The sequence below is a fragment of the Mycobacterium sp. 3-98 genome, from assembly GCF_035918355.1.
GTDB classification, from domain to species: domain Bacteria; phylum Actinomycetota; class Actinomycetes; order Mycobacteriales; family Mycobacteriaceae; genus Mycobacterium; species Mycobacterium intracellulare.
Genome location: NZ_CP142360.1, coordinates 2297059 through 2310179 on the forward strand (window position 1 = coordinate 2297059; position 13121 = coordinate 2310179).

16 protein-coding genes and 4 tRNA genes are annotated in these 13121 nt (G+C 68.6%); 9 read left to right on the top strand and 11 right to left on the bottom strand.

The genetic code is table 11. From position 1 onward, the window contains the following. The first annotated feature begins 30 nt into the window (after window positions 1-30). Together QGN30_RS11345 and QGN30_RS11350 are read left to right on the top strand one after the other, a co-directional pair. A complete protein-coding gene (locus tag QGN30_RS11345; protein ID WP_134770493.1) occupies window positions 31-642 on the top strand; it encodes a hypothetical protein in 612 nt (203 codons plus the stop codon). Window positions 643-1074: 432 nt separating this feature from the next. Then, window positions 1075-1236: a hypothetical protein gene (locus QGN30_RS11350; protein WP_248923144.1), complete on the top strand. Its 162-nt coding sequence runs from the start codon at window positions 1075-1077 to the stop codon at window positions 1234-1236. A gap of 60 nt (window positions 1237-1296) precedes the next feature. Here the strand turns inward: QGN30_RS11350 and QGN30_RS11355 are convergent, their stop codons facing one another. From QGN30_RS11355 to QGN30_RS11375, 5 genes are all read right to left on the bottom strand, one after another. Continuing rightward, window positions 1297-1455 carry a hypothetical protein gene (locus QGN30_RS11355; RefSeq protein WP_165576418.1) on the bottom strand — a complete coding sequence of 53 codons (159 nt, stop codon included), beginning with the start codon at window positions 1453-1455 and terminating at the stop codon, window positions 1297-1299. An 81-nt stretch (window positions 1456-1536) separates the two neighbouring features. Continuing rightward, window positions 1537-1839, bottom strand: a complete 303-nt coding sequence (locus tag QGN30_RS11360; protein ID WP_042909761.1) for a hypothetical protein — start codon at window positions 1837-1839, stop codon at window positions 1537-1539. A 97-nt stretch (window positions 1840-1936) separates the two neighbouring features. Further along, window positions 1937-2011: transfer RNA gene (locus QGN30_RS11365), tRNA-Val, on the bottom strand. A gap of 17 nt (window positions 2012-2028) precedes the next feature. Further along, window positions 2029-2102: transfer RNA gene (locus QGN30_RS11370), tRNA-Cys, on the bottom strand. 28 nt (window positions 2103-2130) lie between these two features. Continuing rightward, window positions 2131-2203, bottom strand: a tRNA-Gly gene (locus QGN30_RS11375). A 182-nt stretch (window positions 2204-2385) separates the two neighbouring features. Between QGN30_RS11375 and QGN30_RS11380 the strand changes: the two genes are divergently transcribed. The 3 genes from QGN30_RS11380 to QGN30_RS11390 all read left to right on the top strand — a co-directional run bounded on the left by QGN30_RS11380 (window position 2386) and on the right by QGN30_RS11390 (window position 4292). Continuing rightward, a tRNA-Val gene (locus QGN30_RS11380) sits at window positions 2386-2457 on the top strand. Between the two features lie 214 nt (window positions 2458-2671). Continuing rightward, window positions 2672-3118, top strand: a complete 447-nt coding sequence (locus QGN30_RS11385) for a hypothetical protein (RefSeq protein ID WP_042792077.1) — start codon at window positions 2672-2674, stop codon at window positions 3116-3118. Between the two features lie 334 nt (window positions 3119-3452). Next, window positions 3453-4292 (top strand): enoyl-CoA hydratase/isomerase family protein, encoded by an 840-nt coding sequence (locus QGN30_RS11390; protein ID WP_009952039.1) that lies wholly within the window; start codon window positions 3453-3455, stop codon window positions 4290-4292. Here QGN30_RS11390 and QGN30_RS11395 read toward each other — a convergent pair. The 3 genes from QGN30_RS11395 to QGN30_RS11405 all read right to left on the bottom strand — a co-directional run bounded on the left by QGN30_RS11395 (window position 4287) and on the right by QGN30_RS11405 (window position 7283). After that, window positions 4287-5072: an MBL fold metallo-hydrolase gene (locus QGN30_RS11395; protein ID WP_038538712.1), complete on the bottom strand. Its 786-nt coding sequence runs from the start codon at window positions 5070-5072 to the stop codon at window positions 4287-4289. The genes QGN30_RS11390 and QGN30_RS11395 overlap by 6 nt on opposite strands. An 8-nt stretch (window positions 5073-5080) precedes the next feature. Further along, the gene (locus QGN30_RS11400) at window positions 5081-6628 is read right to left on the bottom strand and encodes an AMP-binding protein (RefSeq protein WP_038536807.1); all 1548 of its coding nucleotides are present in this window, start codon (window positions 6626-6628) and stop codon (window positions 5081-5083) included. A 70-nt stretch (window positions 6629-6698) separates the two neighbouring features. After that, window positions 6699-7283 (bottom strand): hypothetical protein, encoded by a 585-nt coding sequence (locus QGN30_RS11405; RefSeq protein WP_038536805.1) that lies wholly within the window; start codon window positions 7281-7283, stop codon window positions 6699-6701. Window positions 7284-7478: 195 nt separating this feature from the next. On the opposite strand from QGN30_RS11405, the gene QGN30_RS11410 reads away from it, so the two are divergent. From QGN30_RS11410 to QGN30_RS11420, 3 genes are all read left to right on the top strand, one after another. Continuing rightward, window positions 7479-8270, top strand: a complete 792-nt coding sequence (locus QGN30_RS11410; RefSeq protein ID WP_014380549.1) for an SDR family NAD(P)-dependent oxidoreductase — start codon at window positions 7479-7481, stop codon at window positions 8268-8270. A 35-nt stretch (window positions 8271-8305) separates the two neighbouring features. Further along, the gene (locus QGN30_RS11415) at window positions 8306-9247 is read left to right on the top strand and encodes a catalase family peroxidase (RefSeq protein ID WP_038536800.1); all 942 of its coding nucleotides are present in this window, start codon (window positions 8306-8308) and stop codon (window positions 9245-9247) included. A gap of 71 nt (window positions 9248-9318) precedes the next feature. Continuing rightward, complete coding sequence (locus QGN30_RS11420; RefSeq protein WP_009952645.1) at window positions 9319-10089, top strand: sulfite exporter TauE/SafE family protein; 771 nt, start codon at window positions 9319-9321, stop codon at window positions 10087-10089. Window positions 10090-10115: 26 nt separating this feature from the next. Here QGN30_RS11420 and QGN30_RS11425 read toward each other — a convergent pair whose 3' ends face one another. Together QGN30_RS11425 and QGN30_RS11430 are read right to left on the bottom strand one after the other, a co-directional pair. Continuing rightward, window positions 10116-11201, bottom strand: a complete 1086-nt coding sequence (locus tag QGN30_RS11425; protein WP_225346326.1) for a glutamate--cysteine ligase — start codon at window positions 11199-11201, stop codon at window positions 10116-10118. 32 nt (window positions 11202-11233) lie between these two features. Continuing rightward, on the bottom strand, window positions 11234-11671 hold the full coding sequence (locus QGN30_RS11430) for an anti-sigma factor antagonist (protein WP_009952641.1): 438 nt from the start codon (window positions 11669-11671) through the stop codon (window positions 11234-11236). Window positions 11672-11824: 153 nt separating this feature from the next. Here QGN30_RS11430 and QGN30_RS11435 point away from each other — a divergent pair, with 153 nt between their 5' ends. Continuing rightward, a complete protein-coding gene (locus QGN30_RS11435) occupies window positions 11825-12442 on the top strand; it encodes a TetR/AcrR family transcriptional regulator (RefSeq protein ID WP_026071306.1) in 618 nt (205 codons plus the stop codon). Here the strand turns inward: QGN30_RS11435 and QGN30_RS11440 are convergent, their stop codons facing one another. Further along, complete coding sequence (locus tag QGN30_RS11440; RefSeq protein ID WP_014380543.1) at window positions 12443-13114, bottom strand: DedA family protein; 672 nt, start codon at window positions 13112-13114, stop codon at window positions 12443-12445. Window positions 13115-13121: the final 7 nt, after the last annotated feature.

Below are 13121 nucleotides of genomic sequence, written 5' to 3' on the forward strand. Positions count from 1 at the left end.
ATGTTGACGGAAATGGTCATACTCGTGTGTATGCCCCCCCTTGAGGAAGAACTTCGGCAGGCGATCGCATTTCGCAACGAGATGGCGGTCGAGCTGGCGAATAGCCTGCTCATCCTTGCCAGTGATGACGGTGGACGCCAATACCCGGCCAGCCTCATGATCACGGCTTTCGGAGCCGACACAGATCGGACGCTTGCCAACGTCCAGGCACTTACGGCCGTCATCCTCAATCGCGCCGGGATGCCATGGGATGCAATCGCGGCCCACGTCGAGTGCAGCAAACAAGCTCTCCACCGCCGCCTTGCCGCCCGTGGAGAGAGGCTGTTCGAGGAGGCACTTTCTGAATTCGGCGGCGTACAACGCACCACCGACTCGGAGGCCCTGATCGACGCCCTCTATGAGACGGAAGAGATCCTCGACCAGGGTGACTATTGGGAAATGTTGGCCGCAGCGACGGCGACCGGCTCATCGGTCCCACCGGAATCCGCGCGCATGGTTTTGAGATTGGCCACGTTGCCCGCGCCCGAATACATCTTGACGGCCGGCAACCAGCTCGCGGCGGTGCTTGTGAAGTTGCGGAAGATCCGGCGTTGGTGGTGGGCACGCCGCGAAGACCTGGGAATCGACCAGGAAGCCGAGTGAACCGCTGCAAAGAGGTGCTTGTCATCGAAACTTCGGCGCGCCCGCCTGGGGCGAGCAACACCTCTACGACGGAATGGGAGGTGATGCCCGGTCGGTGGTATATGCCAGTCCTCTGGCTTATACCACCAAAAACGAGTGAATGGTGGGACGTTGCGTGCGACACGCCGGGGCGCGCTAGAGAATCGGATCGGTCCGTGGTGCGCGGTACGCTTCTCGATAAGCAGCGAGCCCCAGGCAGAACCGCCTGGGGCGGCTCTGAGCCTGGGGCTTGCGTCTACCTGGACAGTAGAAGGCCAAGCTATCAGGTTCCCGTATAACTCGTTAACCAAACGGGGAAAGCGGGACGCTTTCGTGATCAGGGCAACTCCTATCGCTGCTGCTGGGCTGCGCCTCGGAAACGAGGTAAAGCCCCGAGTGGAAGGAGGCAGGCTTATGCCTGTTGGCCGCACTGCACACACGGGTGAAATCTGCCCGGAATCGGGTGTCTGGAAGTCTCTGGACCTCCGCCCCACGACCGCGCCGATCGCGCGGGGTAACCGGATGCCGCCGCACAACGGCGCGTCCTGCACCTGGCAGCTGATCGAGCTGGCCTAGGCGCGTCAAACGGGAGGTGGCACCGTCCGAAAGGGCGGTGCCACCTTTCTATTTATGGGCTTAGTTCATGGCCGGCCGCAGCGCCTGCAGCCGCCGCTCGACAAAGAACGAAGCGGTCAACGCGGCGATGCACCCCTGGCCGGTCGCGATGGTGTATCGGAGCAGTTGCTCATCGCCGGTCGCCGCGGCCTTTTCAGCCGCCTGGTCGCAGCGCAGCATCAGCGCCTCGAGGCGTTCGGCCTTCGCTGCGGCTGAAACCGCCGCGCTCCATATGGTCGCGGACGGTCCCCCGTGCCGACATCACTTTTCCCGAACTGGTGGGCCGGCCAGTTCGTCGGCGAGGAACGTGGCCACCGCCGCCAGGTCGCGCAGCGCTTGCGCGTTGTCGGTCTGGACGGCGACGTCTGCCAGGGGTCGGCCGTGGCCGTCGATTGCGATGTGGGCCTCATCGGCGACGCTGAGGTCGTCGAAGATTGACCGGATGATCTCGCCGGTGACGCTCCCAGCAATCACGGTGACGATCGCGCCGGCCCAGCCGGAGGCGGGGACGTCCGCCGGGCGGGGCGAATCCGCCCGCAGCACAGTCAGATTGGTATTGGTCATTGATCTGTCTCCTCGGTGTTCGCCAACCGAGTAGTTCGCAAGTAGTTCACGCTACAGGTTCGGCCACTTCAAAACTGGCCCTGAACTGCAAAAACTCTGGTGCGCGATACTGGGATTGAACCAGTGACCTCTTCCGTGTCAGGGAAGCGCTCTCCCGCTGAGCTAATCGCGCCGGGGAAACCAAAAGCTTGGAGGTGGAGACGGGAATCGAACCCGTGTGCACGGCTTTGCAGGCCGTTGCCTCACCACTCGGCCACTCCACCGTTGGGGTCCACGCCACTTGCACCTTCGAGCGGATGACGGGATTCGAACCCGCGACCCTCACCTTGGCAAGGTGATGCGCTACCAACTGCGCTACATCCGCGCGCCTCGGACGAGATCGTCGCCCGGTGCGAAGCACGACGATAGTCCACGTGAGCGGGCACATACAAATTTCTTGGTACGAGCCGTGTCTAGGCTATCGCGTCGCGCCCGGCATGCCGATGCGGCCGGTATCGTCGGGGTCTGCACGTGCTAGTCTTCGACGTCGTTCGCCATCTCGGCGCCGGTCCCGTGGCTCAGTGGGAGAGCGTCCGCTTCACACGCGGAAGGTCGCTGGTTCGATCCCAGCCGGGACCACACATCGACCCAGGTCACTGAGCAGTTGGCCCCCTGATCCACCTCCGCTTCCTCGCCTTCTCGCGGGATAGCGTCCTGACCCCAACGATGTTTCCTGGTCCTGATAGCGGCCCGCTTGGTGCGCCGCGTCGGGTTAACCGCTCGGCGAGACGAAGTCGCCGCCAGAAGCCCCGAGGCCACGCTGCCCTTGCCGGAATGCGCCCGCTGGGCCACCATGAACCGCGTGAGTAAGGTAACCCTAACTACCGAGCTGCCGATCCCCGCCGAGACCGCGGCCGCCCTGGCGCGCAAGCCCGAGCTGATGCGCCATGTGCTGAGCCCCGTGCTGCGGATCTACCGCCTCGACGTCCCCGAGCGCATCGAGGTCGGCACCCAGGGGTCGGCGCGGTTCTGGTGGTTCGGCGTGATCCCCGCCTGGACCCACCACCTCACCATCAAGCGCCTGGAGCCGACCGAGATCTACACCAACGAGCACGGGGGACCGGTCCGCACGTGGAACCACCGCCTGACGTTTGAACCCATCGACGAGCGCAGCTGCCGCTACACCGACGAGATCGAAACCGACGACGGCCTGAATGGCCTACTGACCCGCGCCTTCGTCCGGCTCATGTTTCGCCATCGGCATCGGCGGTGGCGAAAGCTCGCGCACATCCTGCGATAACGCGAGCGGCTTCGCGAAAAGCCCGCATCCATCAACGAATAGCGATTCCGGTCCGAACGACTACTACCCGCCCGCGCGACGGGTACAGCTGTAGAGGACGACTCACAGCAACAGAGGAAGGGATCATGGGAGACACGGCTCGAGATCCGCTCGAGCATCAACGGTCCAGCCGCCCACGGGTTGGCCAAGCCCTGAAAAATCCCGCCAAAGCCCCGGGTTTGCTTCTGGTGGGCACCGAGAGCCGCGGCCGGCCCTGAAACCGCATTCGGGGTGGCGCCCGGCCCCGCGGATACTGTAAGAGCTACAGTAGCGGCGCCGACCCGAGAGGAGCCCCGTGGCGCAGAACCCTTCGACTCCGCCGAACACCCCCCGCCCTCCCGAGGGAGACTGGCTGGGCACGCCCTATCTGCGCTTCGAGCGCCAGGGACCGATCGCGGTGTGCACCATCGACCGCCCCGACGCGCGCAACGCGCTGAGCCCCGCGATGTACTTCGGAATCCGTTATGCCGTGGGACGTCTCAACGAGGACCCGGACCTGGCCGGGCTGGTGCTCACCGGTACCGGGGATGTCTTCGCGCCCGGCGGCGACATGGGTGGCGGGGGAGGCGAGGACAACTGGATCACGTTCGGCTCCGCGCTGGGCATGGACGTGACGCCGTTCGACGCGGTGCGCACCTCGGCCAAGCCCATCGTGTCCGCGGTCAACGGGCTGTGCCAGGGCGGCGGATTCCAGATCGCGCTGTGCAGCGACCTGTCGGTGGTGAGCGATCGGGCGACCTTTCGGGTGCCCGAGTTGTTCCGCGGCTACGCAGACACCTACTACAGCCAGATGCTCACCCGCGTCATCGGTCCGGTGCGCACCCGCGACCTCATGTTCACCGGACGGGTGCTGACCGCGGTCGAAGCCCTCGACTGGGGCCTGGTCAGCCGGGTGGTGCCGCACGAGGGCCTGCTGGACGCGGCGAAAGACCTACTCGCGCAATGCTGTCGGACCGCGCCGCGCGCCCGCGGCGTCATCAAGTCCAGCATCGACAGTTACCTGGGCCTGTATGACCGGATCGGCATGACCTCCAGCCTGTCCGACGCCGAGGCCATCGAGGGCTTCCGCTCGTTCAAGGAACGCCGCTCGCCCGACTGGGTGCATCCGGAACTGCGCGTCGAGGGACGCCTATAACTCGATCCAGTCCCCGTGGGGCGCAACCTTGAGCAGGCTGCTGATGCCGGCCTGATCGAACGCGGCGACGAATTCGTCGACGCCCTCGCTGAAGTGGGCCCAGCCGTCGACGTGGGCCGGGATCACCGCCTTGGCGCCGAGCACCTCGGCGGCGGCCGCCGCGCGCGCCGCGGTCAGCGTCAACGGCCGCCCGCGCTCCTTGGTGGGCACGCTCGCCGCGCCGGCGAAGAGCACCGCGATGTCGACCTGCCCGACCCGGTCGGCGACGTCCTTGACCGCGCTCATCGAGGCGTTGTCGCCGCTGAGGTACACCGTCGGCAGCCCGGGCCCCGACAGCACAAAGCCGGTCACCTCGCAGTTGATGTGGCCGCCGTCGTCCCTTTGCCCGTCGGCGGGGCCGTGCACGGCCGGAACCGCTTGCGCGGTAAGCGATCCGGGCCCACCGCCAAGCTCATGGGATTCCCAGGGCGCCAACCCGACCGCGGGCGGGCCCAGCCGGCCGGCCGCCCCGGGATGGGTGAGCAGCAGCGGCGCGGCCAGCGCCATGCGCCGGCCGTCGTCGTCGAAGTTGTCGGGATGCTGGTCGTGGCTGACCAACACCGCATCCACCGGGCCCAGGGCTTCGGCGCTCACCGCGGGACCGGTCAGCTTGGTCAGGTAGGCGTGCACCCCGGGCGGGTCGAAGGTCGGGTCCATCACGATCCTGCGGCCCGCGATGTCGATCACCGTCGTCGGGCCGCCCAGCACACTGATCGCGCAGTCACGCCGCCGCGCGTCCACACGGCCGCTCATATTCCGCGGGACCGGTCTCGCCAAAACGGTTCCCGCAGCTGCGTTTTGAGGATCTTCCCGCTCGCGTTGCGGGGGAGCTCCGACACGAAATCCACGGTGCGCGGGCATTTGAAGCCCGCCAGATGCTGTCGACAGAATTCGATGATGCCGGCGGGATCGGCCTCGCCGTCGGCCACCACGATCGCCTTGACCGATTCTCCCCAGAAGTCGTCGGGCACCCCGATCACCGCGGCATCGGCCACGGCGGGATGCTCGATGAGCACGCTTTCCACCTCGGGGCCGTACACGTTCTCACCGCCGGTGATGATCATGTCCTTCAGCCGGTCCTCGATGTAGACGTAGTCGTCGGCGTCGAGGCGCCCGACGTCGCCGGTGCGCACCCAGTCGTCGGCGGTGATCGTCTCGGCGGTCGCCTCCGGGCGGTTGAGGTACCCGGTCATGTTCTGGTTGCTGCGCACCCACACCTCACCGGACTGTCCGGGCGGCAACGAGGCGCCCGTCTCGGGGTCGACGATGCGAATCTCGCAGCCCAGCACCGCCTTTCCGGCCGAGAGTTGCAATTCGGGTCGCGCCGAATCGCGGTGGTCGGCGTCGGACAGGGCCGTCACCGCGCCGCACAGCTCGGTCTGCCCGTACACCTGCACGAATTTCGTGTCCGGCCACGTCGCCAGCGCCCGATGCAGCAACGGCAGCGGCATCGGCGCCGCGCCGTAGACGATGTAGCGCAGGCCGGCGATGGCGGCGGTCGCCGCCTCACCCGCCTGCAGGAACCGGGCGATCACCGGCGGCACGAAGAACGCGTGGGTGGCGCCGGCGCGCACCGCGCCGATCAGCGTCGCGGCATCGGGTTCGCGGGTCAGGAAAGTCGGTGCGCCCGAACGGATCCCGAACAGCGCGTAGCCGATCCCGCCCACATGGAACAGCGGCATGGCGACCAGGTTCGCGTCCCCGTCGGCGAACGGGAACGCCGGCGCGAGGTTCGCCGCGTGATTGACCAGCGCGCGCTGGCTGAGCAGCACGCCCTTGGGCCGTCCGGTGGTGCCCGAGCTGTAGATCACCAGCGCGGTCTCGTTCGGGTCGAGCCCCGCGTCGGCCTCGGCCGGTGACGCCGCGGCGAGCAACGATTCGTACTCCTCGCCGACCTCGATGATGCGTTCCAGGCCGGGTACCCGCTCGGCGGCCGCCTCGGCGGCGGCGCGCAGCTCAGCGCCGACCAGCAGCACGCGGGCCCCGCTGTCGGCGAGTACGTGGACGAGCTCGTCGCCGATCACCCGCCAGTTGACGACGGTGGTGACCACGCCGATGGAGGCGCCGGCGATCAGCACCTCGAGGCAGGCGGGATGGTTCTTGTCCAGGAACGCCACGCACTGGCCCCGCTCGATCCCGGCGTCGCGCAGCACCCCCGCGGCGCGACGGATCCGCGAGCTCCAGTCGGCCCACGACCACTGGCGCTCGCCGTAGCGGATCGCGATCGCCTCGGGCCGCTGCAGGGCGTGTCGTTCGACGATCCCGGCGAGCGTCTCCGCCGTGTCGGTTTGTGGCATGAACCCCTCCGCGTTCGATGTGTTCCACTCGGTAATACGGGATCGCTGTGCCGTGCCCGACGGCGGGGCGTCATTCCATGGAGCCGACCATCATTCCGCCGTCGCCCGCGGCTTGGGTGGTCGCGCCGCTGCCTTGGCGGAAGTCGATGAATGCCGAGCGCCCGTTCGACGTGTTCAGCAGCTCGGTGAACGTGCCGATCACCGGAATCGTGCCCTGCGGGTTCACCACGCCGGCCGTGTAGTTGAGGGACGCTTGCTGCTGAAAGTTGGGCCCCTGCAGCGGCGTGACGTCGGGAGCCGTCAATCGATTCACACCGGTCAAGATGGCCGATGCGCCGCTCACGTACTGGTCGATGTCGGCTTGCAGAACCGCCGCGGCGTCGGTGCCGCCGGCGTGTTTGACGGTGATCCGCATCTGCGCGCTGGTGTCGGCGTTGTTCAGCGCCACCCAGTTCGGGCCGCGGTTTCCCAGCGTCCAGCCGGGCGCGGGGGTGACCGAGACGCCCTGCGCGATGGCGATCGCCTCGCCGGAGGCCAGCGCTATCCCGACGCATGCGTGGGGGCCGGCGAGCACGACCACCGCGGCGGCGACCGCTCTCAGCGCCCGCCGGCCGGTTGCACGCGGGGAGGGCGCCTGCGGCTGAGTCGATGACATCGTTGTTCCTCACTCTCTGGGCGGCGCGGATTCGAGCGCGGTCCTATCGTCCTCCGGCGCCAGGGCCGATGTCCAAGATGGGCTCGCTATGAGTCGATCCAGCGCGGCTATCGCAAATCCGGTATCCGCGAACTGATCCCGGGCCGGTGTGTCACCATGACGGGGCCGCCCGACCCGCCCCGAGGAGGATCCGACATGGTGAACCCCGATCGCGCCCGCTCCCGCACCTTCGTCGTGACCGGCGCCGCCTCCGGAATCGGGCTGGCCACCGCGCGACGGTTATTGGCCGAGGGCGGCACCGTCGTCGGCGCCGACCTGGCGGCACCGCCCGATGATCTGGGCCCGCGGTTCACGTTCGTGCCCGCCGACGTGACCGACGAGGCCGCGATCGCGGCGGTCCTGGACGCGGTGCCGGGCCGCCTCGACGGCCTCTTCCACGCCGCCGGTGTCGCCGGGGGAGGCCCGGTGCACCTGCTCGACCGCGCCGAATGGGACCGCGTGATCGGGATCAACCTCACCGGCACCTTCCTGGTCGCCAAGGCGGCCCTGGCCAGGATGATCGACCAACCCCGCGCCGAGGGTGAGCGGGGCTCGATCGTGACCGTCGCCAGCGTCGAGGGCCTGGAGGGCACCGCCGGCGGCAGCTCCTACAACGCGGCCAAGGGCGGCGTCGTGCTGCTCACCAAGAACATCGCCCTCGACTACGGGCCGAGCGGCATCCGGGCGAACGTCATCTGTCCCGGCTTTATCGAAACACCGATGGCGCACAGCGTGTTCAGCATTCCCGGGATGGAGGGCCCGCTCGCCTCCATCACCAAGGAGCACGCGCTGCAACGGCTGGGACAGCCCGAGGAGATCGCGGCCATGGCCGCCTTCCTGCTGTCGCCCGACGCCTCCTTCGTCAGCGGTCAGGCCCTCGCCGTCGACGGCGGCTACACGGCCGGTCGCGACCACGGCGTCGTCGAACTCTTCGGCTTTCCCAGCTGATACCACTGCGATTCAAATGCCACTAAGATTCGTCCATGAGCGGTGGATTAACCCCTGACCAAGCGATCGAGGCGATCCGGGGCGCCGGCGGCGCGCGGCCGGGCTGCCGCGCGCTGCATGCGAAGGGCACCCTGTACCGGGGCACGTTCACCGCGGCCCGCGACGCGGTAATGCTCTCGCGCGCAAGCCATCTCGACGGCTCGCCGGTCCCGGCGCTGATCCGGTTCTCCAACGGATCGGGCAACCCCAAGCAGCGCGACGGCCGGCCCGGCGTGCGTGGGATGGCGGTGAAGTTCACCCTGCCCGACGGCTCCACCACCGACGTCTCCACGCAGACCGCCCGGCTCTTCGTCTCCAGCACGCCGGACGGCTTCATCGATCTGCTCAAGGCGATGCGGCCCGGCCTGACGACGCCGCTGCGCATCGGCAAGCACCTGCTCACCCACCCGGGGCTACTCGGCAGGTTGCCCATCCTGCGGGAGGCCAACCGGATCCCGGCCAGCTACGCCACCACCGAATACCACGGCCTGCACGCCTTCCGCTGGATCGCCGCCGACGGCAGCGCCAGATTCGTTCGCTACCACCTGGTTCCGATCGCGGCCGAGGAGTACCTGTCGGTGTCGGACGCCCACGGCAAGGATCCGGACTTCCTCACCGACGAGCTGGCGACGCGGCTGGACGGTGGACCGGTGCGGTTCGACTTCCGGGTGCAGATCGCCGGGCCCACCGACTCCACGGTGGACCCGTCGTCGGCCTGGCAGAGCACCCAGATCGTCACCGTCGGCTCCCTGCAGATCACCGGTCTGGACACCGAGCGCGAACACGGCGGCGACATCGTGGTGTTCGACCCGATGCGGGTGACCGACGGCATCGAGCCCTCCGACGATCCGGTCCTGCATTTCCGGACGCTGGCGTATTCGGCGTCGGTCAAGCTGCGCACCGGGGTCGAGCGCGGTGCCGAAGCCCCGCCCGCCTGAGCGGAGTAGTGGTCGCCCTCGGGACGAAATCGGCGGCAGGCTAAGGTTTTTCTTCGGTGTCGCCATTTCAGATGTTCCTCATATGCCTGGCCGGACTGGCGGCCGGGGCGATCAACGCGCTGGTCGGCTCCGGCACCCTGATCACCTTCCCAACGCTGGTTGCACTCGGCTTTCCGCCCGTGACGGCCACCATGTCGAACGCGACGGGCCTGGTCGCCGGCAGCGTGTCGGCCACCTGGGGCTACCGAGCCGAGTTGCGCGGTCAGTGGGATCGGTTGCGCTGGCAGCTGCCGGCCTCGCTGGCCGGCGCGACGCTGGGCGCCTATCTGCTGTTGCATCTGCCCGAGAAGGTGTTCGCCGAGATCGTGCCGGTGCTGCTGGTGCTGGCGCTGGCGCTGGTGGTGATCGGGCCGCGGATCCAGGCGTGGACCGCCCGGCGCGCCGCGCAGGCGGGCCGCTCACCCGAGCACGTCCCGCCGGGGCGGATGGCGACGCTGGTGCTGGGCACCTTCGCCGTCGGCGTCTACGGCGGCTATTTCACCGCCGCCCAGGGCATTTTGCTGGTCGGGCTGATGGGGGCGTTGCTGCCGGAGTCGGTGCAACGCATGAACGCCGCCAAAAACCTCCTGGCCCTGGTGGTGAATGTGGTTGCCGCCGTTGCCTATACGGCCGCGGCGTTCGACCGGATCAGCTGGCCGGCCGCGGGGCTGATCGCGGCGGGCTCGCTGGTCGGTGGCCTGCTCGGGGCGCGTTACGGGCGCCGGCTATCGGGCAACGCGCTGCGCGCCATCATCGTGGTCGTCGGCCTGATCGGGCTGTATCGGCTGCTCGCGGTGGCCTGACGAGAATGGTTGTGCGGCAACGAGGCTCAACTCAGCGTGGCCGCGGCGGCTTCGGCGATGACATCCGCCACCTCGCCGCGCTGGCGCCACGCCCGCAGCTGCCGCATCGCCCCGTTGCCCCGCGTCGCGACGCGGTCGAGTTCGTGGACGACGTGCCCGTATTCCCCCAGCGACTCGAGCGCCGGGCGGACCCGTTGCACGAGCGCTCCCAGTTGCTCACGCGCCGGCACCGCCCCGCGGCCGTGGATCAAATCGAGTGTGTGCCCGGACAACCCGTCGTGCGCGGCCTTCCAATACGCCGCGCGCAGCGCGCCGGGCGGCAGGCGACGGGCGTCGTCGGGTGAGTCGAGCGCCGTCATCACGGCGGCCCTGATCAACGTGGCCAGCAGCACGGTCTCGTCGACCGTGGCGGGCACGTCGGCCACGCGGACCTCCACCGTCGGGAACTCCGCCGAAGGGCGCACGTCCCAATAGATCATGTCCTTGTCGAGGATCACCCCGGTGTCGACCAGCATGCGTACCGCGTCGTCGTATTCGCCGGGCGAGGCGAAAAAAGGCGGCGCTCCCGCGGCGGGCCAGCGCCGCCACAGCACGCTGCGCCAGCTCGCGTAGCCGCTGTCGGCGTTGCGGTACACCCGCGAATTGGCCGACAGCGCAAGCAATGACGGCAGCCACGGCCGCAGCCAGTTGCTGACATGGATGGCCGCGGCACGGTCGGGCACCTGCACGTGCACGTGGCATCCGCAGATGCCCTGCTCGTGCGCGATCATCCCGAATTCGTCGCCGATCCGGCGGTAGCGCGGGGTGTCGGTGACCGGGAACGCGTGCGGGGTGGCCGGCGGAAGCCCGCAGGCCAGCAGCTGGACGCCGACCGCTTGCGCGGCCTGCGCCGCGGTGCGCCGCAGCCGGCGCAGTTCCGCACCGAGCTCGGCGGCGCTCGCCGCCACGTCGGAAGTGGTTTCCACCTGGCAGCTGCTCAGTTCCAGCTGCAGCGCGACGCCGCGGCGCTCGGCCTCGGCCGCCGCGTCGGCGTTGCGCGGGGACGGCTCACCGGTTCGCGGGTCGACGAGGAGAAACTCTTCCTCCGCGCCGACGGTGGGATGGCCGCTCATTCAGCCGATTACGGCCGAGCAGTGCCGTGTGGTTACCAGCGCGCGGCCGCGGACAACGCGGAGTCGACGGTGGGGTAGATGGGCAGCACGCCGCCGAGCCCGCACGCGTCGATGATGCGGGCGACGATCGGCTCGCAGCTCACCAGCCGCAGATCGATGCCGCGTTTCTGGCAGCGTTTCGCCTCGTCGGCGAGCACCGCGAACGCGCAGCAGCCCATGAACTCGAGCCCGGTGACGTCGACGACGAACGGGCCGGGCGCGGTGACGACGCCGGCCGCCTCGCTGACCAGGTGGCGCCAGGTGTGCTCGTTGCACGCGTCGATCTCGCCCCCCGCGTAGATCAGCACCGCCGGGCCGCAACGATCGGCGGTCGCCCGTAGCGTGCTGTGCGGATCGCCCAGCTCATACACCAGCTTGGTGCTCAGCATGAGGTGAGTGGTGGGCAATTGTTCCGCAATGGCTGAGTTCATGATGGACCCCCTGATCGGCCGGCGTCCGAGACGCCGCGAGGATGCCCGTCCTAGTGTCTGAAGACCGACTGTTCGCGGATGCGAATCTCATTTGTATAACGAGACAGGGCGGTCTGTCTACGGGTCCGGGGCTAAGAGTACGGTAAGGCCCGTATGACAACCTCCGATGTCGGGACGCCTGCCGCGTCGGCGCGTGAGCGCGTGCTGACCGCGGCATATGAGCTGTTCAGCCGCCGCGGCATCCGCGCCGTGGGCACCGACGAGGTTATCGCGCGGGCCGGTGTCGCCAGGGCGACGCTGTACCGCCATTTCGCCACCAAGACCGACCTGGTGCTGGCCGTGCTGCAGCGCCGCGAGCAGCTTTGGACGCACGGTTTGATCGAGGAGCAGTCGCGGCAGCGCGGTACCACCCCCGAGGAACAGTTGCTGGCGATCTTCGACGTCATGCACGACTGGTTCCAGCTCCGCGACGGATACGAGGGCTGCTCGTTCATCAACGTGCTGCTCGAAGTCGGGCCGGACCATCCGGCCGGACAGGCCTGCATCACCCACATCGACCACGTCCGCGACATCGTGCGCGGCCGCGCGATCGCGGCGGGGTTGACCGACATCGAAGACTTCGCGTCGTCGTGGCACATCCTGATGAAGGGCGCCATCATCCTCGCCGCCGTCGGGGACCTCGACGCGGCGAAACGCGCCCGCCGGATGGCCCGCGCCCTGATCGACGAACACCGGCCGCCGCTGGTGGCGGACACCAGCGAGGCCGTTTAGTCAGACCGTGTCGGCTTGCGTGGCGGCCTCCGCGGTCTTGCTGTGATGCTCGGCCTCCAATTCCGCAATCGCCCGTGATGTGCGCTCGCGCAACAGGATTGCCGCGGTGAGACCGGCCACCACGGCGACCACCAGCCCGATCCAGGAGAACCGCTCCAGCCAGCGTTCGGCCGCGATGCCGGCGAAGTACACCAGCGCGGTCGTGCCGCCCGCCCAGCAGATGGCGCCCGAGACGTTGGCCGCCAGGAACCGCGGATAGTGCATCTTCAACGCACCCGCCAGCGGCCCGGCCAGAATCCGCAACAGCGCGATGAACCGGCCCAGGAAGACGGCCCGCGCGCCCCACCGGTTGAACAGCTTCTCGGCGAGCGCGACGTGTCCGGGACCGAAATGCTTGGGGAATCGCCGGCCGAGCCGGTCGAAGAGCGGCATGCCGAAGCGGCGCCCGATCGCGTACCCGATCGAATCTCCGATCACCGCGCCGATCACCGCGGCGGCGCCGACCCCGATCGGATTGACGGCCAGGTCGTGATGCGACGACATCAGGGCCGCGGTCACCAACACGATCTCGCCCGGCAGCGGAATGCCCAGGCTCTCGATCCCGACCACACCGCCGACCACCACGTAGACGGCGAGCGGCGGGATCGAGTGCAGCAAGGGCTCCACATTCATGCGTCAA